This is a genomic window from Bacillus cereus group sp. TH152-1LC, assembly GCF_027710505.1.
Taxonomy (GTDB): Bacteria; Bacillota; Bacilli; order Bacillales; family Bacillaceae_G; genus Bacillus_A; species Bacillus_A mobilis.
On the sequence record NZ_JAQFNK010000037.1, the window covers coordinates 1 to 23,015 of the forward strand.

The following is a 23,015-nucleotide window of genomic DNA, read 5'->3' on the forward strand; positions in this document are numbered from 1 at the left end:
AGTTAGTTTGTCTAGCATCTAAAAATAAAAATTGACGTTTCACGTTGTTTGTTTCGTTCAGTTTTCAAAGAACTACTAGGTCGCTCGTTTGCGACTTCCTTATGTTAACATCTTCGTTTTTCGATGTCAACTAAGTTTTTTAATTTCTTTTTTGTCGTTTTCTGCGTTTCCGCATCAGCGACGATTATTAATATATCATGGTAAAAAATGAAATGCAACACCTTTTGAAAACTTTTTTTAAATTAACTACATTTCTTTTTTAATATCATATACTTAAACGAAATATCTCTTTCATTTCTAAGGGATTCCTACATATATTCTATATAAAGTCACTCTACCCTAAAACATTTCTTTCTATAATAAATGTTTTATTCATATACCATATCATATAAGGAGGAATACATATGGACTATGCCGATTTATTAATCAAACTAGGTCTCTCGGCTATTTTAGGATTCGCTATCGGTTTAGAGCGCGAATTAAAACGGAAACCACTTGGTTTAAAAACTTGTTTAGTTATTTCTATTATTAGTTGCCTCCTAACGATTGTTTCTATTAAAGCGGCTTACAATTTACCACATACTGATCATATGAATATGGATCCACTTCGACTTGCCGCTCAAATTGTATCAGGGATTGGTTTTTTAGGTGCCGGTGTTATTTTACGAAGAGGAAACGATAGTATTGCAGGGCTAACGACTGCTGCTATGATCTGGGGTGCTTCCGGTATTGGTATTGCTGTTGGGGCCGGATTCTATATCGAAGCGATTTTCGGAATGTGTTTCCTTATGATTAGTGTCGAACTTATACCATTAACAATGAAATTTGTAGGACCAAGATCATTTCGTCAACGTGATATCGCAGTAAAACTTGTTGTGCGAAATATGGACAATATCCCAATTGTAATTGAAGAAATAAAAGAAATGGATATAAAAGTTAAGAATATGAAGCTCAAAACATTAGAGAATGGCTCGCACTATTTGCATTTGAAATTATGTATCGATCAAAAAAGACATACCGCTGACGTTTACTACGCTCTCCAGCATCTTGAAAGTGTTCAACAAACTGAAGTGGAAAGTATGTAATGTAAAAAACTCTCTTTTAAATTAGAGAGTTTTTCTTTTTTCTATAATGGTAACAATGAATGTAGTCCTGCAAAGTAAGGAGGAATAAGAGTTTGAAATCCCGTCCAAATTTAGTAGATACATTTCGTGATTCCATTATTTTTCGTTTAATTTGCTTTATTGTTGTACTTACTGCTTTTTCCGGATTTCTTATACATAGATTAGAACCATCGCACTTCACCACATGGTTTGATGGAATTTGGTGGTCAATCGTTACTATCTTCACCGTTGGCTATGGTGACTTTGCCCCACATACACTAATAGGCAAACTTATCGGTATGGGTATTATTTTATTAGGAACCGGGTTTTGTTCTTATTATATGGTTTTGTTCGCTACTGAAATGATTAGTAAACAATATATGAAGATTAAAGGAGAAGAAGCTGCGACTTCTAACGGACATATGATCATTGTAGGATGGAACGAACGGGCAAAGCATGTTGTCAAACAAATGCATGTTTTACAACCGAACCTTGATATCGTTTTAATTGATGAAACACTTTCTTTACTTCCAAAACCATTTCATCATTTAGAATTTATAAAGGGGTGCCCCCATCACGATCAAACTTTATTAAAAGCTAATATTACAACGGCACACACTATATTAATAACTGCTGATAAAGAAAAGAATGAAAGCTTAGCAGATACACAGTCCATTTTAAATATTTTAACTGCAAAAGGACTCAATCCAAACATTCATTGCATCGCTGAACTTCTTACTTCTGAACAAATACAAAATGCAACGAGAGCTGGTGTATCAGAAATTATAGAAGGAAATAAATTAACGAGCTATGTATTTACCGCTTCTCTTTTATTCCCTTCCATTTCAGGCGTTCTATTCTCACTTTACGATGAAATCTCTGATAATAAATTACAACTGATGGAGCTTTCCCCATCCTGCACCGGACAAACTTTTGCAAACTGTAGCTATACTCTGTTAAAGCAAAACATTCTCTTACTAGGTATAAAGCGCGACGAACAATATATGATTAATCCAGTCCATTCCTTTGTTCTCATTGAAAGCGACATACTCATTGTTATTCACCATTAATAAAATGACGCTCTAGTTCTTGCATGAGCACTTTCCCAATATTGATATATTTTCTTTTCACATCTCCATCTGGATCTTTCGGCTCAGCAAATTGATCCATTCCACTTGTTCCAGCTGTTAAAGTATTTACATGATCATCTAGTTCGTCTTGATATACGTGCGAAAGAATATACGGCGTTTCAAGACGGACGATTACGCCCGGCACATCTAGTTCGCCATTCACTGCCTTAAATGGCACTCGTAAAAATTGATAGCCATCTTCTTCATCAATTTTATAATCAAAGCACCCTTTATCATAATCCCAATTGCCACCAATGCTATATCCGAGTGGCTTCATTATCTCTTCTAGCTTATATAAAGCATATGTACGTCCTTCTAAATTGGATTGAATCGGAATCAAGCCCATCCCTCCTAGCCTTTTTCTTTAGCATACCCACTCTAGTTTGAATATACCGCTGGACTTTTCGATGAAATAATAAAAAGCGACCGGAATCCGGTCGCTTTTTATTATTTTAAACGCTCTTCTAATTCTGCTTTTAACTCTTCAAATCCTGGTTTACCAAGTAAAGCAAACATGTTTTTCTTGTATGCCTCTACTCCTGGTTGGTCAAATGGATTTACGCCTAATAAGTAGCCGCTCATCGCACATGCTTTTTCGAAGAAGTATACAAGGTAACCGAATGTGTACTCATTTAATTCAGGGATATTTACGATTAAGTTTGGTACTCCACCATCGCTGTGTGCAAGTAATGTACCTTCGTATGCTTTTGTGTTTACGAAGTCTACAGTTTCACCAGCAAGGTAGTTTAATCCATCTAAATCGTTTTCTTCTGATTCGATTGTTAGTTCATGTGTAGATTTACCTACTTTCAGAACTGTTTCGAATAAGTCACGACGACCTTCTTGAACGTATTGACCTAATGAATGTAAGTCAGTTGAGAAGTTTGCTGAAGATGGGAAAATACCTTTTTGATCTTTTCCTTCACTTTCACCAAATAACTGTTTCCACCACTCAGAGAAGTATTGAAGTGCTGGCTCATAGTTAACAAGCATTTCAATTGTTTTTTCTTTATTGTATAAAGCATTACGAACTGCTGCATATTGGTAAGCTGGGTTTTCTTCTAGTTCTGATGTACCGAAGTCACCATGACCAGCAGCTGCACCTTTCATCATCTCTTCAATATTTAAGCCACTTACTGCGATTGGTAATAAACCAACTGGCGTTAATACAGAGAAACGTCCTCCAACATCATCTGGAATAACGAATGTTTCGTAACCTTCGTTATCAGCTAATGTTTTTAATGCACCACGTGCTTTATCTGTCGTTGCATAAATACGTTTGCGAGCCTCTTCTTGTCCATACTTTTCTTCTAATAACTTACGGAAAATACGGAATGCTAGTGCCGGCTCTGTTGTTGTACCTGATTTGGAAATAACGTTAATAGAGAAGTCTTTACCTTCTAATACGTCCATTAAATCTTTCATGTAAGTGGAGCTAATGTTTTGTCCAACAAATAGCACTTGTGGAGTTTTACGTTGTTCTTTAGATAGCGTGTTGTAGAAAGAATGGTTTAACATTTCGATTGCTGCACGTGCTCCTAGGTAAGAACCACCGATACCTACAACAAGTAAAATGTCAGAGTCATTTTTAATTTTTTCTGCGCATTTTTGAATGCGAGCAAATTCTTCTTTGTCATATTGAAGCGGAAGGTCTACCCACCCAAGGAAATCGTTCCCAGCTCCAGTTTTTTCGTGGATTGCGTGATGTGTTACTTTCACTGCATCACGTAAATAAGTGATTTCATGTTCACCGATGAAGGATAACGCTTTAGAATAGTCGAACGTTACATGTGTACTCATCTTTTTCCCTCCAATAATGTATATGTATTTCTGTATTCACTTTAGCGAAACTGAAGTTGTAAATCAAGCGATTCAACAATTGTAAACGTAACCAATATATATTTTTTAGAAAAAGTTCATTTTTTGCATAAAAATTCGCATTTTTCGGTATAGATGTATATACATCCTTTTTCTTATATTTTTTATGTATAAAAACAACATAACTACCCCATTCTATAAAGGAGTTAATTAACTCATCGCTTGCTCATGCTTCACAATTAAGGGGGGCTTTTTCATGAGTACTCTGCAACGTATCGCATTAGTCTTTACTGTAATTGGCGCTGTGAACTGGGGACTGATCGGGTTCTTCCAGTTTGACTTAGTGGCAGCCATTTTCGGTGGACAAAACTCAGCTCTTTCACGTATTATTTACGGAATCGTCGGTATTTCTGGGCTTATCAATCTTGGTTTACTCTTTAAACCATCAGAAAATCTTGGTACTCACCCAGAAACGAACGAAATCCACTAGTCAGTATGTCTTTATTTCACCTCCGACATACGAATATGATTGCATGCAATCATATTTGCAAATATATATCATAAGACAAAGTAAAAGAGGAACGCTCATATGCGCTCCTCTTTTACTTTGTTAACTCAGACTCTTCAATCCATTCTGTTAGCTTTTCTCGCAGCGTATTAAATCCGTTCTCAGACGGATTCGGTATAAGAATCCGTCCTTGTTTTCTTTTCGCCGCTTTTAACGATAAACTCATTTTTCTGTGTTCTTCATCAATTGAAAGTACTTTTACTTCTACTGTATCGCCGACTTTTAAAAAGTCATGAATATCCTTTACATATCCATTTGTAATTTCAGATATATGCACAAGTCCTTGTGTTTCTGCATCTAACGCTACAAATGCACCGTAATCTTGAATCCCAGTCACTTTCCCTGTTACAACCACTCCTGTTGTATATTGTTCTGACATATGAAACACTCCCATACGTTTACCATTTTCTCTACAATTGTAGATAGCAAAGCAGATGATTTATTGTTAAATATCCGATTAATTAGTACGTACCCTAAGTAAAGCTACTTAGGATACGCATACCTTATATTAGTAAATTATACCACTATGACAGAACTCATTCAAAATTAACGAAAAATTTCCTGTAGTACGTATAATTCTCCAATATTGGGATAGAATACTAACACATGGCTTTCTAGTATTCCCCCCCTTTTATGGACAAAACGTATTACGTTTTGTCCTTTTTTTATTTTCTATAAACCGTTCCATTCTCTTCATTGCTTCCATTAGTTGTTCAAGAGATGTTGCATACGAGCAACGAATAAATCCTTCACCACTTTCGCCAAATACACTTCCAGGTACAACAGCCACTTTTTCTTCTAATAATAACTGTTCTGCAAATTCCACTGAAGATAATCCAGTTGAAGAAATGGAAGGAAAGACATAAAACGCTCCGCCCGGTACATGGCATGTTAATCCCATTTCATTGAAAGATGTCGTCATAAAATTACGTCGTTTCTTATAACTATCCCTCATTCGAATTACCTCATCATTCCCCGCGCGTAATGCTTCGAGTGCTGCGAACTGAGACATCGTCGGTGCACACATCATGGAATATTGGTGGATTTTGAGCATTAATTCTGAAAAATGAACAGGAGCTGCAATCATACCGAGGCGCCATCCTGTCATCGCAAATCCTTTTGAAAATCCTGAAATTAAAATCGTATACTCGCGCATATTTTTAATACTCGCGAAACTTGTATATACCTCGTCGTATACAAGCTCTGCATAAATTTCATCAGATAATACGATTAAATTGTACTTTTCAACGATCACTGCTATTTCTTCAAGCTCAGATTTATTTAACATCGCACCTGTTGGGTTATTTGGTGAACAAAGTAAAATTGCCTTTGTTTTCGCTGTAATAGCTGCTTCAATTTGTTCTGGTTGTACTTTAAACTCATTTTCTAAAGTAGTCGCCACAGGAACCGGAACTCCTCCAGCTAATGTCACAAGCGGTGCATAAGAAACAAAACTTGGTTCAATAATGAGTACTTCATCATCAGGATTTATAATGGTACGCATCGCTACATCTAACGCCTGACTCGCTCCAACTGTAACAATGATTTCATCGTTTGGATCATAAGATACTGCAAATTGTTTTTTTAGATACTTTGCTATTTCTTGACGGAGCTCCAATAATCCTGCATTTGCTGTATAGGACGTATATCCTTGTTCTAAAGAACGGATACATGCTTGCCTTACATTCCAAGGTGTAACAAAGTCAGGCTCTCCTACTCCAAGAGAAATAACACCTTTCATATTCGCTGCTAAATCGAAAAACTTTCGAATACCTGATGGTTGTAAAGATTCTGCTGCTCTAGATAGTTCAAATTGCTTCATGGTGTCACCACAATCCGCTTATCATCATCGTTTTTTTCATAAATAATTCCCTCATGTTTATACTTCTTCAAAATGAAATGCGTTGTTGTAGAAACGACAGATTCAATTGTTGCTAATTTCTCAGAAACAAACATCGCTACCTCTCCCATTGTCTTTCCTTCTAATGTAATAGAAAGATCATATGTCCCTGACATTAAATACACAGACTTCACTTCTGAATAACGATAAATTTGTTCAGCAACCGCATCGAACCCAACGCCGCGCTTTGGCGTAACTTTCACATCGATCATCGCCGTTAAACCTGTATGTTCTTTCACCTTCGTCCAATCGATATGTGTTACATAATCCACAATAATCTTTTCGGCCTCTAATTTTTCTACCATTTTCTTTACTTCTTCTACTTCTATATTTAACAGCTTCGCTAATGTATCTACAGTTAATCGACTACTTTTTTCAAGACAAGCTAATAATTCTAATTCCTTTTCTGTCACCATATAAATCATCCTTCCTTTTCCTTTGTGTCTAAATTATACAAATCCCCCTTCCAGTTTGAAAAGAAGATTTTTTTAGTGAATTATGTCAAAATAAAGTGAAACTTTAATCAGTGGAATGCTTCGCCCCGCTGATTATTAGCCCACACCAATCGGGCTTTTACGGACAGTTGCTTTCCCACCTAACCTCTTTGCTTAAGCTGCTTTTGGAGTTGGGAGGCTTACTGTCCGTTAAAGCGGGGTAAAGTGAAACTTTAATCAGTGGAAAAATGCGTGATAAAGCGAAAGGGGATGGAACCGTGAAACCAAAAGTTTATATTGCCGAACCAGTTCCAGCATTTGTAGAAAAATATTTATCAGAACACTGTGATTATGAAAAATGGGAACAAAATGAGAAAGTACCTCGTGATGTTCTATTGGAGAAAATACAAGATAAAGATGGTTTATTAAATTTTGGATCTGCTATTAATGAAGAATTATTAGATGTAGCTCCTAACTTAAAAGTAGTAAGCAACATTTCTGTCGGTTACGATAACTTTGATTTACAAGCGATGGAAAAACGTAATGTCATCGGAACGAATACACCATACGTACTAGATGATACAGTAGCTGATCTCGTTTTCGCTCTTATGCTATCTGCTGGTCGCCGCGTCTGCGAACTCGACTCCTACGTAAAAAATGGTAAATGGAATGCCGAAATTGGAAAAGAGCACTTCGGACTGGATGTACACCATAGTACAATCGGTATTATCGGAATGGGACGAATTGGTGAAGCCGTTGCAAAACGAGCGAAATTCGGATTTGATATGAATGTTCTTTATTATAACCGTCGCCGTAAAGAAGACGCAGAGCAAAAATTCGATGCTACATATTGTGATTTACAGACGCTACTAAAACAATCTGACTTTATTGTCCTCCTTACTCCACTAACAGATGAAACGTATCATCTTATTGGAGAAAAGGAATTTTCATTAATGAAAGAAACAGCAATCTTCATTAATGCTTCTCGCGGGAAAACAGTAGATGAAGAAGCGTTAATCCATGCATTAACAGAAAAGAAAATCTTTGCAGCAGGCATCGATACGTTTACACAAGAGCCGATTCAAAAAGATAATCCGCTCTTATCCTTACAAAACGTTGTGACTTTACCACACATCGGATCTGCAACATTAAAAACTAGGCAGCAAATGGCTATGACAGCCGCTGAAAATTTAGTTGCAGGGTTACAAGGAAAAACACCGCCTAATATTGTTCGCGGATAATACTGAATAAGCGAAAGGCAAGATGACATCGTCATCTTGCCTTTTTTTGTTAACATATTTTCTTCTTCCTTGGAAATGATATGAACAAAAATCAATGGAGTGACAAAAAATGAATCACGAATATACTTGTCCTTATTTCACTTTTTCCACTCGCGGCACTACCATTCATTACGAATTATATGAACATGACAACAAAACGGAACGTCCTACTTTCGTGCTCATTCACGGCTTTTTATCTTCCTCATTCAGTTACCGCCGTCTTATTCCTTTACTATCGAAAGCAGGAACAGTACTGGCTCTTGATTTACCACCATTCGGAAAAAGTGATAAGTCTCATCTGTTTAAGTATTCTTATCACAATTTAGCAACGATTATTATCGATTTAATTGAACATTTATCTCTCTCAAACATTGTGTTAGTCGGGCATTCTATGGGGGGGCAAATTTCTCTTTATGTAAACCGTATACGTCCTGAATTAATTTCAAAGACAATTTTACTATGTAGCTCTAGCTATTTAGCACGCGCAACCTTACCTTTACTGTATTCTTCTTATTTACCGTTCTTTCATTTATACGTAAAGAACTGGATTATTCGGCGCGGCATCGTTCATAACTTAATGAATGTCGTTCATGATCACTCATTAATTGACGATGAAATGAAAGAAGGCTACTCCGCTCCTTTTTATGACAATCGTATATTCCCTGCTTTAACTCGTATGATACGAGATCGTGAAGGTGATTTATCTTCAACTGAATTACAAAAAATCGAAACACCTACACTACTCATTTGGGGTGAAAAAGATCGCGTTGTTCCTGTACATGTAGGTCATCGACTACACAAAGATTTACCGAATTCGAAATTTATTTCTTACGAAAACACAGGGCATTTACTACCTGAAGAAAAACCTGAAAACGTTTATGAAGAAATCATCGCTTTTTCTGCGCAATAATGTAAAAAGGCTGTCGGAAATTCCGACAGCCTACAATGAACAACTTCCGCCTTCTTTTACTACAAGTAATTCCACAGCTAACTTCTCACATTTTTCAAGCGCAGGTACTTCCTCAAAAGACATAAAGTATATATGTTGAATCTTCTTTGCGATGTATTTCGGATCATCAAACACACTTACGACGTTCACAACATCGCTCGCTTCTGTTTCATAAAATTCCGGTCCCATTTGAAACGGATCCCAATTCTTCACAACCTCTATCATCTTTTCATATGTACCCATTCGCTTCCCGCCTTTTCACTTTTTAATACTTTTCTTTATCCTATCACATCAGCTATTCTATAAGAAGAGAGAGAACTTTCATAACTTATCGGTTTTACAGAAGAAGGGGGCAAACTTATGCAACTATTTCATAAAACAGTCAATCGTCGTGGAACTCATAGTACAAAATGGGATACATATAAAAACGAAGAACTTATCCATGCTTGGATTGCTGATATGGATTTTGAAGTACCACAACCAATTCAAACTGCTTTAAAGACACGTATCGAGCATCCTATTTTCGGCTACACACTTCCTCCCGAAAATATGGGAGATATTATTTGTAACTGGACAAAAAAACAGTACAACTGGGATATTCAAAAAGAATGGATTGTCTTTAGCGCCGGAATCGTTCCAGCTCTTAGTACGAGCATACAGGCCTTCACAAAGGAAAATGAATCTGTTCTCGTACAACCACCTATTTATCCTCCATTTTTCGAAATGGTCACAACAAACAATAGACAATTATGCGTAAGTCCATTACAGAAACAAAATGATACATATGCGATAGACTTCGAGCATTTAGAAAAACAATTCCAACAAGGCGTCAAACTCATGCTTCTTTGTAGCCCTCACAATCCAATCGGCCGTGTTTGGTCAAAAGAGGAACTCACACAGCTTGGCGCGTTATGCACAAAATATAACGTAATTGTTGTCGCGGATGAAATTCATTCCGATATTATTTACGCAGACCATACACATACACCGTTCGCTTCTTTATCTGAAGAATTAGCAGCGCGTACCATTACTTGTATGGCTCCGAGTAAAACATTTAATATCGCTGGATTACAAGCATCGATTATTATCATTCCAAACGAAAAACTCCGTCAAGTCTTTACATCTATCCAATATAGACAAGGCTTCCACGGGTTAAATATATTTGCCTATACAGCGATGCAAAGTGCCTATACAGAATGCAACGATTGGTTAAATGAAATCCGATTATATATAGAAGATAACGCTCAATTCGCTTGTGAATATATTAAAAATCACATACCTGCTCTTTCTGTAACGAAACCAGAAGGTAGTTTTTTATTGTGGATTGATTGCTCTCATCTACAGCTTTCTCAAAATGAACGCACTACATTACTTGAGGAAAAAGGAAAAATCATCGTTGAACCTGGTGAGAAATACGGATTAGGCGGAGAAGAACATATTCGAATTAACATTGGCTGTCCAAGATCTGTTTTAGATGAAATTTTAAATAGACTGCGCCATACGTTTTCATCCTAAACTCTTTTGTAGGTAAATCGATATATTTTCACTTACGTTTCACCAAAAAAGCTACCATGCACGGTAGCTTTTACTTTTTCTTCATATCCGACGCTTTTTTTACAATGACACCACAAGCAATTCGATCCCCGGATTTACCTGCTGGTTGTGTCATACCATCATCAGCGTTTTCTGTAATAATAATAGATGCTCCATCTTTTCTATGAATCGTCGTTTTTCCTTCTTCAAGCGTTATATGCGGCGCATCGATTTCTGCTTTAATCTTTCCAGAACCGTCTGCAATTACGTTCGGTAAATCACCATTTTCTGCACCTTTCGGATTAAGAAGTCCATGCTTTTTATTATCAGGATTAAAATGATTCCCAGATGATTCAAAACGTGGCGCTTTACACTCACCAATTTCGTGCACATGTATACCGTGCGGGCCAGGTGCGAAACCTTCCCCTTTAATCGTAATTTTCACTCCGCTTGTTTGCTGCACTACTTTCGCAGTCCCCACTTCATCACCTGAAGCATTATGTAATTTCACGTCAATTTCTTTCGGCTTTCCTTGGTCACAACCTGCCATCAGAAATAATAAACAACAACTGAAAAAAAGCCGTTTTTTCATTCTATTCCCTCCAAAATATATTCTGCCCTTAGATTGTCCGAGCATAGAGGGAAACATACAAAAATGAGTTACTGTTTCTTTTCCGCTAAAAGTTTTTCTTCAACTTTCTGTAACCGCTCCGCTTCTCGCTTTGATACACGAATAAACATACGCCACGTAGCAACGGCACCAATGATAAATAGAACGCAAACAATCCCTGGAATAATATATTCTGTTTTATCTTCCGGAAAATATAAAGGCATCATACGGAACACTCCTTATTATAGGATTCAAAAAAACATCAGAATTTTCTGTTATATTATTTAAATTATAGTTGAACCGATTCATATTCTCAAGGGGTCGTTCCGAAAGAGAATGATTTCTTTGACTACTTCGTGGACTTTCCTTACTATAAACTTGAGGTGAAAAATATGAGAGAAACATTTGAAATTGGCGAAATCGTTACTGGTATTTATAAAACTGGCAAATACATCGGGGAAGTTACAAATAGCCGTCCTGGCAGTTACGTCGTAAAAGTATTAGCTGTTTTAAAACATCCGGTGCAAGGTGACTTACATAATGTAAAACAAGCTGACGTACCATTTTTCCATGAAAGACGTGCTTTAGCTTTCCGTGAACAAACGAATATTCCGGAGCAAATGGTGAAGAAATATGAAGGAGAAATTCCAGAGTATACAGAGTCACTCAAATTAGCATTAGAAACTCAAATGAATTCATTTTCTGAAGATGATTCACCTTTTGCGGTTCGTAGTCTAGAAACATTAGAGCAGTTAAAAAAAGACTACAAACTTTAAAAAAACAAAACGACCAAATTACATACTGTGCAATTTGGTCGTTACTGTGTACTCACTTTCTTTAACACTTTTGAAAAATCAACGAGTTCCCCTAATGTTGGAGGTGCTGGTTTCACTAAATACTCTTTATCTTTTTCTACTAATTTAAAAATATTATACGTCGTCATCGCATCATCTAGCGCACAATGATGCTTACCCGTCCCTGCTTTTCCATACGCCTCAATCGCTTTCCACAATCCTGTTTGATTTCTCTCCCCAAAAAACTTCTTATACTCAAGTGATAAATCACGACACTGTCCTAAGAATGGAAAGTCTACTCCCGCCATTTCACAATTATGTTTCAACACTTTCATATCCATATTTCCCCACGTAACAATGGTTGGTTTACATCTCTTTTCATATTCTGCAAGTTTTTCAACGAGTTCGGGAAACGAAATTCCTTTATCTACGACTTCTTGTTTAATCCCTAAAAATTTCTTACATCGATCCGTTAAAGAAGGAAAAGTTTTCGGCCTAACATGAGCTGAATACGTGTCTTCTACCTTACAACCAACAACCGAGACGAGTCCTACCTCAATAATCTCCGGGAAAAATCCTTTTGGTTTTTTTCTGTGCTGGGGCATCGTAAACTCAAAATCCAAAAATAAAAATCGTTGTTCATCCATACGATCCCTTCCTTATCATCTTTGTCATTCCTTTCTATTTGACACTCTTACACGAACAAGCTCGAATGCTAATTCCATTTTAAATATTCAGATTGGATATATCTTATATATATGTCAAATGCCCACAAATATTTTTAAAAATAAGAAAAAATGACCAATGCAGAAAATATGACAAAATAAGCCCTTTCATTTACATCCCCCTTTTTTCTACTTTATAATGACGTTATGTGTGTTTCATCTAGTTAATTTTTTGACACACTAAGAAAAGTGAATGAAAGGAGATGAGAGTTTTGCACGAAACAACGCAAGAGCTCGCAAACTGGCAGTATTATTTTGCTATCGCAGTCTTTTTAATTACATATGCCATTATTATTTCTGAAAAAATTAATCGCGCTGTCATCGCACTTCTTGGCGCAGCACTCATGGTAATTATGGGGGTCGTTGATTTACACAACGCCTTTACGAAACATATTGAATGGGGGACGATTACGCTACTCATCGGTATGATGATTCTGGTGAATATTACGAGTAAATCGGGCGTCTTCCAATACGTTGCCATTAAAGCAGCAAAAGGAGCACAAGGAAATCCAATTAAAATTTTAATTTCACTTTCCTTACTTACTGCACTTGGTTCCGCATTTTTAGATAACGTTACAACTGTACTTCTTGTTGTTCCAGTTACTTTATCTATTACGCGCATACTGCAAGTAAATCCTGTTCCTTATTTACTTTCTGAAATTATTTTTTCAAACATTGGAGGAACAGCAACATTAATTGGTGATCCACCTAACATTATGATTGGTTCTGCAAATAAGCATTTAGATTTCAATGCTTTCTTGTTCAACTTAGCACCTATCGTAATCATTATTATTGCTGTTACAGCGACAATACTTTACTTCATGTATCGCAAACAATTAATTGCAGATCCTGTACAAGTTAAAAAATTAATGAGTTTAGATGAAAAGCAATACATTAAAGATCCAGTATTAATGAAAAAATCTTTAACAGTACTTGGACTTACAATCGTAGGTTTCATGACTCATTCGATCTTCCATGTTGATGCAGCTATCATCGCTTTAACTGGTGCTACTGTACTTATGCTAATTGGTGTGAAAGAACATGAAATTGAAGAGGTATTCGCAAGTGTAGAGTGGGTAACAATCTTCTTCTTCGCAGGACTATTCGTGCTCGTTGGAGGACTTATCGATATCGGTCTTATCAAAATGTTAGCGCAAAAGGTAATTGGCATAACGGGCGGAGATATTTCTTACGCATCTATCCTTATTTTATGGGTATCTGGTATCGCCTCTGCAACAATTGATAACATTCCATTCGTTGCAACAATGATCCCACTTATTAACGATATGGCAGTTGGGCTAGGTCTATCACCTTCTGACGCACAAGTCGACGTATTATGGTGGGCATTAGCATTAGGTGCTTGTCTAGGTGGAAACGGAACATTAATTGGAGCTTCTGCTAACGTAATTGTTGCTGGTATCGCAAGCCGCGAAGGATATAAGTTTAGCTACATGGACTTCCTAAAAGTTGGTTTCCCAATTATGATCGTTTCATTAATCATTTCTCATATTTATATTTATTTACGCTACCTTATGTAGTAGAAAAAGGGCTGTCCTATGTGGCAGCCCTTTTTTCTTAGTCAACGAAATATCGCTTTACCAACAAAGAGCTGTTCCAAAACATCTTCGAAACAGCTCCCCACATATATCTACTCGTTATATCTTACCGGCTCATTCCGAATAATAAATAAGTGAATCGGTAAGAAAACCGAAAACGTGATGGTATGAATAATTGTAAACAATATAGAATTCGTTCCGTATCTATCTAAAATTGCGTAGATAAGATAAATAGACAGCACAATCGATACAGCTGTTGCTATTAAATATAGAATTGGTACGAAGTTAAAGATGAAGCACGCAACATATATGCCGAATACTTTCCATCCTGCTTCTTCTTTTAAGAAATCTGGTAATTTATCTTTCGCTAAATCCCCCCATATCTTACTATTTAAAAAAGGAATAAACGCAAGAGCACCATCCGTTGCACCATCATTTTTCGCCATCGTATACAGTGCAAAAGCCGTTAATAAATACGCAATAATTGCCCAAATCAATACAACAAGAATAAACGCAAAACTAAGAGCAAAGAAACCTGCTAGTACGCCTTGATCTTCCATCTTATCCTCTCCTCTCTACTCTCAACATATTTCATTACATAGCAAGTTATGTTTTAAAATTCAACCAAACTCTCTGTATAATAATTAGGAGTAAGATAATTAGAGAGGAGTACAGATTTATGCATCCATTTGTACAAGCATTACAAGAGCATTTCATAGCTCATAAAAACCTTGAAAAAGCGGAACCGATGGCACGTTATATGAAAAATCACTTCCCATTTCTCGGTATTCAAACACCTGAAAGAAGACAACTATTGAAAGACGTCATCCAAATACATACTCTCCCAGATCCAAAAGATTTCCAAGTTATCGTACGTGAGCTTTGGGATTTACCAGAACGTGAATTTCAAGCGGCCGCACTCGATATTATGCAAAAATATAAAAAACATATAAACGAAACGCATATCCCGTTTTTAGAAGAACTCATTGTAACAAAGTCTTGGTGGGATTCTGTCGATAGCATCGTTCCTACATTTTTAGGGAATATCTTTTTAAAACACCCAGAATTAATTTCTGCCTATATTCCAAAATGGATTGCATCAGATAACATATGGTTACAACGCGCTGCTATTTTATTCCAGCTAAAATATAAACAAAAGATGGATGAAGAACTTCTTTTCTGGATTATTGGACAACTACATTCTTCAAAAGAATTTTTCATTCAAAAAGCGATTGGCTGGGTCCTTCGTGAATATGCAAAAACAAAGCCCGATGTCGTTTGGGAATACGTACAAAATAACGAACTTGCCTCGCTTAGTAAGCGCGAAGCAATTAAGCATATTAAACAAAATTACGGAATAAATAACAAAAAAATAGGCGAGACTCTATCATAGATAGACACGTTCCTCTATTGAGATTTAAAAAAGAACGTGTTAGAATATGTTCATTATTATTAATATAAGTAGCGATGACGGACTTATAAGTACTTGCACAAAAAGCGATTCAGGGATAGTGAAAGCCTGAAGCCGCAAGGAAACGGCAGTCTCGAGCAATACGTGATAAAGTGGATGCACCTTTAGTGTATCAACTAGGGTGGAACCGCGGGCAAACGCTCGTCCCTAGGCAATTAAGCCTTGGGATGAGCGTTTTTTTATGTTTTCAAAGCATATACTGCTCGTTTCACAAGTACCTGAGCACGTCATTGCCAATACGTTAACTTTCAAAAGGAGGATTTTATTATGTATTCAATGGAACAAGTTGTAAACTTAGCGAAACATCGCGGTTTTGTTTTCCCTGGTTCTGAAATTTACGGTGGTCTTGCAAACACTTGGGATTACGGTCCACTTGGAATCGAATTAAAAAATAACGTTAAAAAAGCTTGGTGGAAAAAATTCATTCAAGAATCTCCACATAACGTTGGTTTAGACGCAGCTATTTTAATGAACCCAAAAACTTGGATCGCTTCTGGTCACGTTGGTAACTTCAACGATCCAATGATCGACTGTAAAAAATGTAAAGCGCGTCACCGTGCTGACAAATTAATTGAAGATGCACTAGATGCAAAAGGCATCGAAATGGTTGTTGACGGTCTTACTTTCGACCAAATGGCTGACTTAATGAAAGAGCATGAAGTAAAATGTCCTGATTGTGGTAGTGAAGAATTCACTGAAATCCGTCAGTTCAACTTAATGTTCAAAACTTTCCAAGGTGTTACAGAGTCTAGCACAAACGAAATCTTCCTTCGTCCTGAAACAGCACAAGGTATTTTCGTAAACTTCAAAAACGTACAACGCTCTATGCGTAAAAAACTTCCATTTGGTATTGGCCAAATCGGTAAAAGCTTCCGTAACGAAATCACGCCTGGTAACTTCACATTCCGTACACGTGAATTCGAACAAATGGAACTTGAATTCTTCTGTAAGCCTGGTGAAGATTTAGAGTGGTTCGCATTCTGGCGTGAAACTTGTAAGAACTGGTTACTTTCACTTGGTATGAATGAAGAAAGCATGCGTCTTCGTGACCACGGTGAAGAGGAATTATCTCACTACAGTAACGCAACAACTGATATTGAATTCCGATTCCCATTCGGTTGGGGCGAACTATGGGGCGTAGCATCTCGTACAGACTTCGATTTAAAACGTCACATGGAACACTCTAACGAAGACTTTAACTATATCGATCCACAAACGAATGAGCGTTACGTACCGTACTGCATCGAGCCATCTTTAGGTGCTGACCGCGTAACATTAGCATTCTTATGTGATGCATATGAAGAAGAGCAATTAGAAAACGATTCTCGTACAGTTCTTCGTTTCCACCCTGCTTTAGCACCATACAAAGCAGCAATCTTACCATTATCTAAAAAGCTATCTGAAGGTGCTACTGAAGTATTCGCAGAATTAGCTAAAGACTTCATGGTAGACTTCGACGAAACTGGTTCTATCGGTAAACGTTACCGTCGTCAAGACGAAATCGGTACACCATTCTGTATCACTTATGACTTCGACTCAGTTGAAGACAAAGCTGTTACAGTACGTGACCGTGACACAATGGAACAAGTTCGTATGCCAATTAGCGAACTAAAAGGTTTCTTAGAGAAGAAAATCCAGTTCTAATTATAAGAAAAAGAGGCGCTCATGAGGGCGCCTCTTTTTTATTTTTCACGTTTTTCTTTAATTGCTACTGTACATCGTGATATGCATAATAAATCATCATTTTCATCAATGATACGCACATCCCAAACCATCGTTGAATGTCCTCTATGTATCGGTGTTCCGATCGCTGTTACAATTCCATCTTTCTTTGAGCGAATGTGATTTGCATTAATTTCTAGACCAAAACAAATGCATTTCTCTTGATCAATTAAATTGTATGAACCGACGCTTGCTACTGTTTCTGCTAATGCAAGAGATGCACCGCCGTGTAAAAAACCAAATGGCTGATGCGTACGCTCATCAACAGGCATCGTAGCAACCACCTTATCTTCTGTCATCTCTAACAACTCAATTCCAAGTGAATCCATTAAAGTTTTTCCCATATCGTTTCCTCCTTCTCTTACTTTAATTGAATGTATAATTTTACCTATTTATTTTCAAACTACTTATAACACTTATATAAGGAGGTTTCACCTAAATGAAACAGAAATTTTGTATATTACTGCTCATGTTCTCCTTGCTGACTATTGTACCAAATTGTGCACTAGCAGCCAAAGCATCCAACCTGACAATCGATGTTCAGACTGTAACACAAAAAGGTAAGAAACCTTATATAGAATATCAAATTAACAGACCTTCATTTCACAATTTTTCCGATTCTAACTTTCAAAATAAGCTCAATTTCTATTACAAAAAGTCTACTGACAAATTTAAAACTAAATTAGAAAAAGACGCAAAAAAATATTATAAAGAAACAGAAGGATCTAGTACACCATTTCATCCGTACGTGGCAAATGTTGATTATAAAGTCTCCCTAAATAAACCACCTCTCCTCAGTCTATATTTGAATTACTATCAATATACAGGCGGAGCACACGGTCTTTATACGTGGAAGGCAAACACATTTGATTTAAAAGAAAAAAAGTTACTACACTTAGACGATTTATTTCAACAAGAAGATAAATATAAAGAAGTAATCCGCGCGGAGATCGTAAGACAAATTAAACAAAATGAAGGCATTTATTTTCCCGATGCAACTGAAAAAGTAATGAGTACGAAAAAGTTTCACTTCTTTTTAGAACCGGACAACCTCGTCATTTATTTCCCTTTATATGAGATTGCTCCTTATTCAAGCGGAATTCCTCAATTTCGTATTCCGTATACGTTGCTAAGAGAGTATTTGAAGCCTTCTTATCAAAATATTTTGATTGACAACAAGTAAATATTTTCGCTACGATAATGTTAACCTAAAAACAACAGGAGGTTAACATTATGAGAAGATTTCATGTTTTAGATTTAGCATTAGCTGCCATGTTCGTCGCTCTTATGGCCATTGGTGCAAATATTGTATCTTGGGCACCATTCCTGCAAGTAGCGGGCATCCCATTATCTATGCAACCATTTTTCGCAATTTTAGCAGGGCTTCTTCTTGGAAGTAGACTTGGTGCATTATCAATGACTGTGTATATGCTCGTTGGCTTAGCTGGTGCACCAATTTTCGCTAACTTCAAAGCTGGATTCGGGGCACTTTTAGATCCTACTGGTGGTTTTATTATTGCATTTATTATCGTTGCTTACGTATCAGGAAAACTAGTAGAACAAAAAGAACGACCAACATTCAGTACATTTGCAATTGCCTCTTTCACAGGAATCATTTTAACTTATATTATCGGTACTACTTATATGTATGGGGCAGTTAATTTCTTCATGGGCGGTAATATGAGCTATAAAGCTGCTTGGATGATTATGATGTGGTTCGCAGTAAAAGATATTGTATTTACAATTATCGGTGCTATTATCGCACCTCGTATATACTATGCTGTACGCCGTTCCGCTTATCAGCATTCTCATTCGACGATTTCATAGTAAAAAAGAGTTATTTCAGCGCACTGAAATAACTCTTTTTTTATATTAAGACTCTTGATTCGTATGTTTTTCTAAAATTTTCTGCATCATTACAACCATGTCATCACGTAATTCTGGGTGTTGCAGTGCCATTTCAATTGTCGTTTGAACGAATCCTAACTTTTCACCTACATCATAGCGTGTTCCTTCGAAATCGTAAGCGAATACACGTTGAATTTCATTTAAGTTTTGGATTGCATCTGTTAACTGAATTTCACCGCCAGCACCAACATGTTGCTGTTCTAAGAACATGAAGATTTCAGGTGTTAAAACGTAACGTCCCATAATTGCTAAGTTTGAAGGTGCTGTACCTGCTGCTGGTTTCTCAACGAAATTACGAACTTGGTAACGACGTCCTTCCTGCTCTAATGGGTCGATAATTCCATAACGGTGTGTTTCATTTTCTGGAACCGTTTGTACACCAATAACAGAAGAAAGCGTTTTATCATATTCTTCAATTAATTGACGTAAACATGGTTTTTCAGCTTGAACGATATCATCACCTAATAAAACAGCGAATGGCTCATCACCGATGAATTTACGCGCACACCAAACAGCATGCCCTAATCCTTTTGGTTCTTTTTGACGGATATAGTGAATATCTACCATTTTTGAAGAAGCCTGTACTTTTTCAAGTAACTCATACTTTTTCTTTTCTAATAAGTTTTGCTCTAACTCAAATGCATTATCAAAATGATCTTCAATAGAGCGCTTCGTTTTACCAGTAACGATAATAATATCTTCGATTCCTGATTTTATTGCTTCTTCTACAATGTATTGGATAGTTGGTTTATCTACTATCGGTAACATTTCTTTTGGCATTGCTTTTGTAGCTGGTAAAAAACGTGTTCCTAATCCAGCTGCTGGGATTATCGCTTTTCTTACTCTTTTCATCACAAAATACCCTCTCTTCTGTCAGAATCAATCACGATCATTTCCTTACATAGAACAAAAGGGAGGTTTCACTCCCTTTTGTTCCCTACTACTTAAAATTACTTTATATTATAAACGATTCATAATATCTTCTTTAATAGTAAGTAACTTTTGTTCACTATTTTGTAAAGAATTGTCTTGAACACCGAAATAGAACTTAATCTTCGGTTCAGTTCCAGATGGACGTAGGCAGAACCAAGAACCATCTTCTAATTGATATTTTAACACATTTGATTTCGGTAAGTGAATCTCTTCTTTATGTCCATCTTGTAAAGATGTAACGATGCTCGCTTTATAGTCTTCAACTGCTACAACTGTTAAGCCTGCTACTTCTTTCGGAGGATTTTCACGGAATGTTGCCATCATCTCTTGAATTTGTTCCGCTCCATCTTTTCCTTTTAGCGTTAACGATACAAGATCTTCACGGAAGAAACCATACTTCTCAAATACTTCTAATAAACCATCGTATAACGTTTTTCCTTGTGACTTGTAGTATGCAGCTACTTCACATGCAAATAGAACAGATTGTACTGCATCTTTATCACGACAGAATGGACGGATTAAATAACCGTAGCTTTCCTCATAACCAAATTGGAATTCGTATTGTCCGCTTTCTTCATACTGTTTAATTTTCTCACCAATAAATTTAAATCCAGTTAACGTATCAACTGTATCTAAACCATATGCTTTCGCGATTGTACGGCCAATTTCAGACGTTACGATTGTTTTTAATACAACACCGTTCTCTGGAAGCGTTCCGTTTTCTTTCTTTTGAGATAATAAGTAATCAAGCATTAATGCACCTGTTTGGTTACCAGTTAACACTTGGAACTCACCATCATGATTACGAACTGCTACGCCAAGACGGTCAGCATCAGGATCCGTTGCGATTAACACATCTGCGCCTACCTTCTCACCGTCACGAATTGCATACTCAAACGCCGCATGCTCTTCTGGGTTTGGTGATTTAACTGTAGAGAAGTTCGGATCTGGTAACTCTTGCTCTTTTACAACTGTTACATCTGTAAATCCAACTTCTTCTAAACCACGGCGTACAGAAATATTTGATGTTCCGTGTAATGGTGTAAAGACAATTTTTAAGTCTTTCCCAACATTTTGTACCATTTCTTTATTAATGATGACATTGTTCAATTCTGTAGCATATGCATCATCTACTTCTTGTCCAATAATATGTAATAAACCGTCAGCTTTTAATTGCTCCACATTAGCAACCTCAACTGTTAACTCATCCTCTACTGCATCTACATAGCTAATTAACTCATCAGCTTCTTTTGGAGGCAACTGCCCACCATCTTCACCGTATACTTTATAACCGTTATATTCCGGCGGATTATGGCTTGCCGTAAGAACGATTCCACTCACTGTATGTAAATGACGAACTGCGAAAGAAAGCACTGGCGTTGGGCGTAAGCTTTCAAACACATATGTTGTGATGCCGTGTGCACCAAGTGTAGCAGCTACTTCCATTGCGAATTCAGGTGATTTATGACGAGAATCATACGCAACAACAACACCGCGCTTCTTCGCTTCTTCACCTAATTTTTCAATAAACGTCGCTAATCCTTGCGTTGCTTTACGAACTGTATATACATTTAAACGGTTCGTACCAGCACCAAGTTCACCACGCATACCACCTGTACCGAACTCTAAATTTTTGTAAAAGCTATCCTCAATTTTCTTCTCATCTTGCTTCATGTTTTCTAACTGTTCTTTTAGTTCTGCGTCTAACTCTGCATATGAAAGCCAGCGACTAAATTCTTGTTTCCAATTCATACTTCTATCTCCTCTCGCTTGTCATACCTTTATTATATGAAAAAAACAACCTGTATCTCAATATTTTTTACAATCTAACAGGATTTTACTAGGAATATTTGTATACACTATGGTTAAATACTCCACTAAAGGGAATGAGGATTATGCAAGAATGGGGATTGTCAGAAGAGCTCAAAATACAAACAAAGCAAATGATTGAAATTGCTGAGAAAGAATTATCAATTATGAGGCAAGCAATTGATAAAGAAGATGAATGTATTTTGTGCAAAATGGAAGATATTCATCATATGTTAGCCAATGTACAAACATTGGCAGCTACATACTATATTCAAGCGTATTTATCACCTTATACGGAAAGCTCACATTCTATTACAGCGACTGTCCAACATTTAAGCGCCCGAAAACACGGGGCTCTTATTGTTGTGGAAAGAAACGAACCGCTTGACTCTCTCATTCAAACTGGAACAACATTACATGCTCATTTAACCTCACCGTTACTTGAATCCATTTTCTATCCAGGTAACCCTCTTCATGACGGGGCCGTTCTCGTTAAAAATAATCATATTGTTTCAGCTGCCAATATTCTTCCGTTAACAAAAAGTACAGAAGTTGATCCTGAACTAGGGACACGTCACAGAGCTGCAATTGGCTTATCAGAAAAAAGCGATGCCCTTATTTTAGTTGTCTCTGAAGAAACAGGTCGCACTTCATTCGCTTTAAATGGGACGTTATATACAATTTCTTTATAAGATGAAACGAATTCATGTGGGATAAGACGACCATAGTCATCCCAATAAAAAAGGCTGTTCCAAAGTATGGGAACAGCCTT

At 36.8% G+C, this 23,015-nt stretch carries 26 protein-coding genes; 13 read left to right on the forward strand and 13 right to left on the reverse strand.

Features of this window, described 5'->3' with window-relative positions:
* The first annotated feature begins 404 nt into the window (after positions 1-404).
* Positions 405-1,085 (forward strand): MgtC/SapB family protein, encoded by a 681-nt coding sequence (locus PDL00_RS32860; RefSeq protein ID WP_132133682.1) that lies wholly within the window; start codon positions 405-407, stop codon positions 1,083-1,085.
* A gap of 92 nt (positions 1,086-1,177) precedes the next feature.
* Positions 1,178-2,173 (forward strand): potassium channel family protein, encoded by a 996-nt coding sequence (locus tag PDL00_RS32865; protein ID WP_270733687.1) that lies wholly within the window; start codon positions 1,178-1,180, stop codon positions 2,171-2,173.
* Here PDL00_RS32865 and PDL00_RS32870 read toward each other — a convergent pair.
* On the reverse strand, positions 2,160-2,573 hold the full coding sequence (locus PDL00_RS32870; protein ID WP_270733688.1) for a YugN-like family protein: 414 nt from the start codon (positions 2,571-2,573) through the stop codon (positions 2,160-2,162). The two genes, PDL00_RS32865 and PDL00_RS32870, sit on opposite strands and share 14 nt — an antisense overlap.
* Before the next feature lie 107 nt (positions 2,574-2,680).
* Positions 2,681-4,033, reverse strand: coding sequence for a glucose-6-phosphate isomerase (locus PDL00_RS32875; protein ID WP_270733689.1), 1,353 nt, complete (start codon positions 4,031-4,033; stop codon positions 2,681-2,683).
* 274 nt (positions 4,034-4,307) lie between these two features.
* Here PDL00_RS32875 and PDL00_RS32880 point away from each other — a divergent pair, with 274 nt between their 5' ends.
* The gene (locus PDL00_RS32880) at positions 4,308-4,541 is read left to right on the forward strand and encodes a DUF378 domain-containing protein (protein WP_048542215.1); all 234 of its coding nucleotides are present in this window, start codon (positions 4,308-4,310) and stop codon (positions 4,539-4,541) included.
* Positions 4,542-4,653: 112 nt separating this feature from the next.
* On the opposite strand, the gene yugI is transcribed toward PDL00_RS32880, so the two are convergent.
* The 3 genes from yugI to PDL00_RS32895 form a co-directional block, all read right to left on the reverse strand.
* On the reverse strand, positions 4,654-4,998 hold the full coding sequence (gene yugI, locus PDL00_RS32885) for a S1 domain-containing post-transcriptional regulator GSP13 (protein WP_000003765.1): 345 nt from the start codon (positions 4,996-4,998) through the stop codon (positions 4,654-4,656).
* A 252-nt stretch (positions 4,999-5,250) separates the two neighbouring features.
* Positions 5,251-6,441, reverse strand: coding sequence for an aminotransferase (locus tag PDL00_RS32890; protein WP_270733690.1), 1,191 nt, complete (start codon positions 6,439-6,441; stop codon positions 5,251-5,253).
* Positions 6,438-6,935, reverse strand: a complete 498-nt coding sequence (locus PDL00_RS32895) for an Lrp/AsnC family transcriptional regulator (RefSeq protein WP_061680264.1) — start codon at positions 6,933-6,935, stop codon at positions 6,438-6,440. The genes PDL00_RS32890 and PDL00_RS32895 overlap by 4 nt, the downstream gene beginning before the upstream one ends.
* A gap of 266 nt (positions 6,936-7,201) precedes the next feature.
* Between PDL00_RS32895 and PDL00_RS32900 the strand changes: the two genes are divergently transcribed.
* Together PDL00_RS32900 and PDL00_RS32905 are read left to right on the forward strand one after the other, a co-directional pair.
* The gene (locus PDL00_RS32900; protein ID WP_242256538.1) at positions 7,202-8,194 is read left to right on the forward strand and encodes a 2-hydroxyacid dehydrogenase; all 993 of its coding nucleotides are present in this window, start codon (positions 7,202-7,204) and stop codon (positions 8,192-8,194) included.
* 109 nt (positions 8,195-8,303) lie between these two features.
* Entirely contained in the window at positions 8,304-9,143 is an 840-nt protein-coding gene (locus PDL00_RS32905; RefSeq protein WP_063260546.1) for an alpha/beta fold hydrolase, read from the forward strand.
* Between the two features lie 30 nt (positions 9,144-9,173).
* On the opposite strand, the gene PDL00_RS32910 is transcribed toward PDL00_RS32905, so the two are convergent.
* A complete protein-coding gene (locus PDL00_RS32910; RefSeq protein ID WP_061680261.1) occupies positions 9,174-9,425 on the reverse strand; it encodes a YugE family protein in 252 nt (83 codons plus the stop codon).
* A 117-nt stretch (positions 9,426-9,542) separates the two neighbouring features.
* On the opposite strand from PDL00_RS32910, the gene PDL00_RS32915 reads away from it, so the two are divergent.
* Positions 9,543-10,697: a MalY/PatB family protein gene (locus PDL00_RS32915; RefSeq protein ID WP_242256537.1), complete on the forward strand. Its 1,155-nt coding sequence runs from the start codon at positions 9,543-9,545 to the stop codon at positions 10,695-10,697.
* Between the two features lie 70 nt (positions 10,698-10,767).
* On the opposite strand, the gene sodC is transcribed toward PDL00_RS32915, so the two are convergent.
* Together sodC and PDL00_RS32925 are read right to left on the reverse strand one after the other, a co-directional pair.
* Positions 10,768-11,307 (reverse strand): superoxide dismutase [Cu-Zn], encoded by a 540-nt coding sequence (gene sodC / locus PDL00_RS32920; protein WP_242256535.1) that lies wholly within the window; start codon positions 11,305-11,307, stop codon positions 10,768-10,770.
* A gap of 68 nt (positions 11,308-11,375) precedes the next feature.
* Positions 11,376-11,552 (reverse strand): hypothetical protein, encoded by a 177-nt coding sequence (locus tag PDL00_RS32925; RefSeq protein WP_000982763.1) that lies wholly within the window; start codon positions 11,550-11,552, stop codon positions 11,376-11,378.
* A 165-nt stretch (positions 11,553-11,717) separates the two neighbouring features.
* Between PDL00_RS32925 and PDL00_RS32930 the strand changes: the two genes are divergently transcribed.
* Complete coding sequence (locus PDL00_RS32930) at positions 11,718-12,101, forward strand: kinase-associated lipoprotein B (protein WP_001209345.1); 384 nt, start codon at positions 11,718-11,720, stop codon at positions 12,099-12,101.
* Between the two features lie 41 nt (positions 12,102-12,142).
* Here PDL00_RS32930 and kapD read toward each other — a convergent pair whose 3' ends face one another.
* A complete protein-coding gene (gene kapD, locus PDL00_RS32935) occupies positions 12,143-12,766 on the reverse strand; it encodes a 3'-5' exonuclease KapD (protein ID WP_061680142.1) in 624 nt (207 codons plus the stop codon).
* 290 nt (positions 12,767-13,056) lie between these two features.
* Here kapD and PDL00_RS32940 point away from each other — a divergent pair, with 290 nt between their 5' ends.
* Positions 13,057-14,382 carry an ArsB/NhaD family transporter gene (locus PDL00_RS32940; RefSeq protein ID WP_270733691.1) on the forward strand — a complete coding sequence of 442 codons (1,326 nt, stop codon included), beginning with the start codon at positions 13,057-13,059 and terminating at the stop codon, positions 14,380-14,382.
* 110 nt (positions 14,383-14,492) lie between these two features.
* On the opposite strand, the gene PDL00_RS32945 is transcribed toward PDL00_RS32940, so the two are convergent.
* Positions 14,493-14,960 (reverse strand): hypothetical protein, encoded by a 468-nt coding sequence (locus tag PDL00_RS32945; RefSeq protein ID WP_000390064.1) that lies wholly within the window; start codon positions 14,958-14,960, stop codon positions 14,493-14,495.
* 119 nt (positions 14,961-15,079) lie between these two features.
* On the opposite strand from PDL00_RS32945, the gene PDL00_RS32950 reads away from it, so the two are divergent.
* Both PDL00_RS32950 and PDL00_RS32955 read left to right on the forward strand, forming a co-directional pair.
* Positions 15,080-15,793, forward strand: a complete 714-nt coding sequence (locus PDL00_RS32950; protein WP_242256533.1) for a DNA alkylation repair protein — start codon at positions 15,080-15,082, stop codon at positions 15,791-15,793.
* A 345-nt stretch (positions 15,794-16,138) separates the two neighbouring features.
* Positions 16,139-17,515 carry a glycine--tRNA ligase gene (locus PDL00_RS32955; RefSeq protein WP_270733692.1) on the forward strand — a complete coding sequence of 459 codons (1,377 nt, stop codon included), beginning with the start codon at positions 16,139-16,141 and terminating at the stop codon, positions 17,513-17,515.
* 38 nt (positions 17,516-17,553) lie between these two features.
* Here PDL00_RS32955 and PDL00_RS32960 read toward each other — a convergent pair whose 3' ends face one another.
* Positions 17,554-17,937: a hotdog fold thioesterase gene (locus PDL00_RS32960; RefSeq protein ID WP_000520763.1), complete on the reverse strand. Its 384-nt coding sequence runs from the start codon at positions 17,935-17,937 to the stop codon at positions 17,554-17,556.
* A gap of 95 nt (positions 17,938-18,032) precedes the next feature.
* Between PDL00_RS32960 and PDL00_RS32965 the strand changes: the two genes are divergently transcribed.
* Together PDL00_RS32965 and PDL00_RS32970 are read left to right on the forward strand one after the other, a co-directional pair.
* Positions 18,033-18,776: a DUF3298 and DUF4163 domain-containing protein gene (locus PDL00_RS32965; protein WP_242256531.1), complete on the forward strand. Its 744-nt coding sequence runs from the start codon at positions 18,033-18,035 to the stop codon at positions 18,774-18,776.
* 50 nt (positions 18,777-18,826) lie between these two features.
* A complete protein-coding gene (locus PDL00_RS32970; RefSeq protein WP_137052512.1) occupies positions 18,827-19,420 on the forward strand; it encodes a biotin transporter BioY in 594 nt (197 codons plus the stop codon).
* Positions 19,421-19,465: 45 nt separating this feature from the next.
* On the opposite strand, the gene galU is transcribed toward PDL00_RS32970, so the two are convergent.
* A complete protein-coding gene (galU, locus tag PDL00_RS32975) occupies positions 19,466-20,353 on the reverse strand; it encodes a UTP--glucose-1-phosphate uridylyltransferase GalU (RefSeq protein ID WP_242256526.1) in 888 nt (295 codons plus the stop codon).
* 108 nt (positions 20,354-20,461) lie between these two features.
* Positions 20,462-22,186, reverse strand: a complete 1,725-nt coding sequence (locus PDL00_RS32980) for a phospho-sugar mutase (protein ID WP_242256524.1) — start codon at positions 22,184-22,186, stop codon at positions 20,462-20,464.
* Positions 22,187-22,329: 143 nt separating this feature from the next.
* Between PDL00_RS32980 and cdaS the strand changes: the two genes are divergently transcribed.
* Positions 22,330-22,935 carry a sporulation-specific diadenylate cyclase CdaS gene (gene cdaS, locus PDL00_RS32985; protein WP_001158734.1) on the forward strand — a complete coding sequence of 202 codons (606 nt, stop codon included), beginning with the start codon at positions 22,330-22,332 and terminating at the stop codon, positions 22,933-22,935.
* Positions 22,936-23,015: the final 80 nt, after the last annotated feature.

Excerpts from the sequence above, each read along its gene's own strand:
- PDL00_RS32860 (WP_132133682.1), top strand. The coding sequence starts at position 405 with ATGGACTATGCCGATTTATTAATCAAACTAGGTCTCTCGGCTATTTTA.
- PDL00_RS32875 (WP_270733689.1), bottom strand. The coding sequence starts at position 4,033 with ATGAGTACACATGTAACGTTCGACTATTCTAAAGCGTTATCCTTCATC.
- PDL00_RS32880 (WP_048542215.1), top strand. The coding sequence starts at position 4,308 with ATGAGTACTCTGCAACGTATCGCATTAGTCTTTACTGTAATTGGCGCT.
- yugI (WP_000003765.1), bottom strand. The coding sequence starts at position 4,998 with ATGTCAGAACAATATACAACAGGAGTGGTTGTAACAGGGAAAGTGACT.
- PDL00_RS32890 (WP_270733690.1), bottom strand. The coding sequence starts at position 6,441 with ATGAAGCAATTTGAACTATCTAGAGCAGCAGAATCTTTACAACCATCA.
- PDL00_RS32895 (WP_061680264.1), bottom strand. The coding sequence starts at position 6,935 with ATGGTGACAGAAAAGGAATTAGAATTATTAGCTTGTCTTGAAAAAAGT.
- PDL00_RS32900 (WP_242256538.1), top strand. The coding sequence starts at position 7,202 with ATGCGTGATAAAGCGAAAGGGGATGGAACCGTGAAACCAAAAGTTTAT.
- PDL00_RS32905 (WP_063260546.1), top strand. The coding sequence starts at position 8,304 with ATGAATCACGAATATACTTGTCCTTATTTCACTTTTTCCACTCGCGGC.
- PDL00_RS32910 (WP_061680261.1), bottom strand. The coding sequence starts at position 9,425 with ATGGGTACATATGAAAAGATGATAGAGGTTGTGAAGAATTGGGATCCG.
- PDL00_RS32915 (WP_242256537.1), top strand. The coding sequence starts at position 9,543 with ATGCAACTATTTCATAAAACAGTCAATCGTCGTGGAACTCATAGTACA.
- sodC (WP_242256535.1), bottom strand. The coding sequence starts at position 11,307 with ATGAAAAAACGGCTTTTTTTCAGTTGTTGTTTATTATTTCTGATGGCA.
- PDL00_RS32925 (WP_000982763.1), bottom strand. The coding sequence starts at position 11,552 with ATGATGCCTTTATATTTTCCGGAAGATAAAACAGAATATATTATTCCA.
- PDL00_RS32930 (WP_001209345.1), top strand. The coding sequence starts at position 11,718 with ATGAGAGAAACATTTGAAATTGGCGAAATCGTTACTGGTATTTATAAA.
- kapD (WP_061680142.1), bottom strand. The coding sequence starts at position 12,766 with ATGGATGAACAACGATTTTTATTTTTGGATTTTGAGTTTACGATGCCC.
- PDL00_RS32945 (WP_000390064.1), bottom strand. The coding sequence starts at position 14,960 with ATGGAAGATCAAGGCGTACTAGCAGGTTTCTTTGCTCTTAGTTTTGCG.
- PDL00_RS32950 (WP_242256533.1), top strand. The coding sequence starts at position 15,080 with ATGCATCCATTTGTACAAGCATTACAAGAGCATTTCATAGCTCATAAA.
- PDL00_RS32955 (WP_270733692.1), top strand. The coding sequence starts at position 16,139 with ATGTATTCAATGGAACAAGTTGTAAACTTAGCGAAACATCGCGGTTTT.
- PDL00_RS32960 (WP_000520763.1), bottom strand. The coding sequence starts at position 17,937 with ATGGGAAAAACTTTAATGGATTCACTTGGAATTGAGTTGTTAGAGATG.
- PDL00_RS32965 (WP_242256531.1), top strand. The coding sequence starts at position 18,033 with ATGAAACAGAAATTTTGTATATTACTGCTCATGTTCTCCTTGCTGACT.
- PDL00_RS32970 (WP_137052512.1), top strand. The coding sequence starts at position 18,827 with ATGAGAAGATTTCATGTTTTAGATTTAGCATTAGCTGCCATGTTCGTC.
- galU (WP_242256526.1), bottom strand. The coding sequence starts at position 20,353 with ATGAAAAGAGTAAGAAAAGCGATAATCCCAGCAGCTGGATTAGGAACA.
- PDL00_RS32980 (WP_242256524.1), bottom strand. The coding sequence starts at position 22,186 with ATGAATTGGAAACAAGAATTTAGTCGCTGGCTTTCATATGCAGAGTTA.
- cdaS (WP_001158734.1), top strand. The coding sequence starts at position 22,330 with ATGCAAGAATGGGGATTGTCAGAAGAGCTCAAAATACAAACAAAGCAA.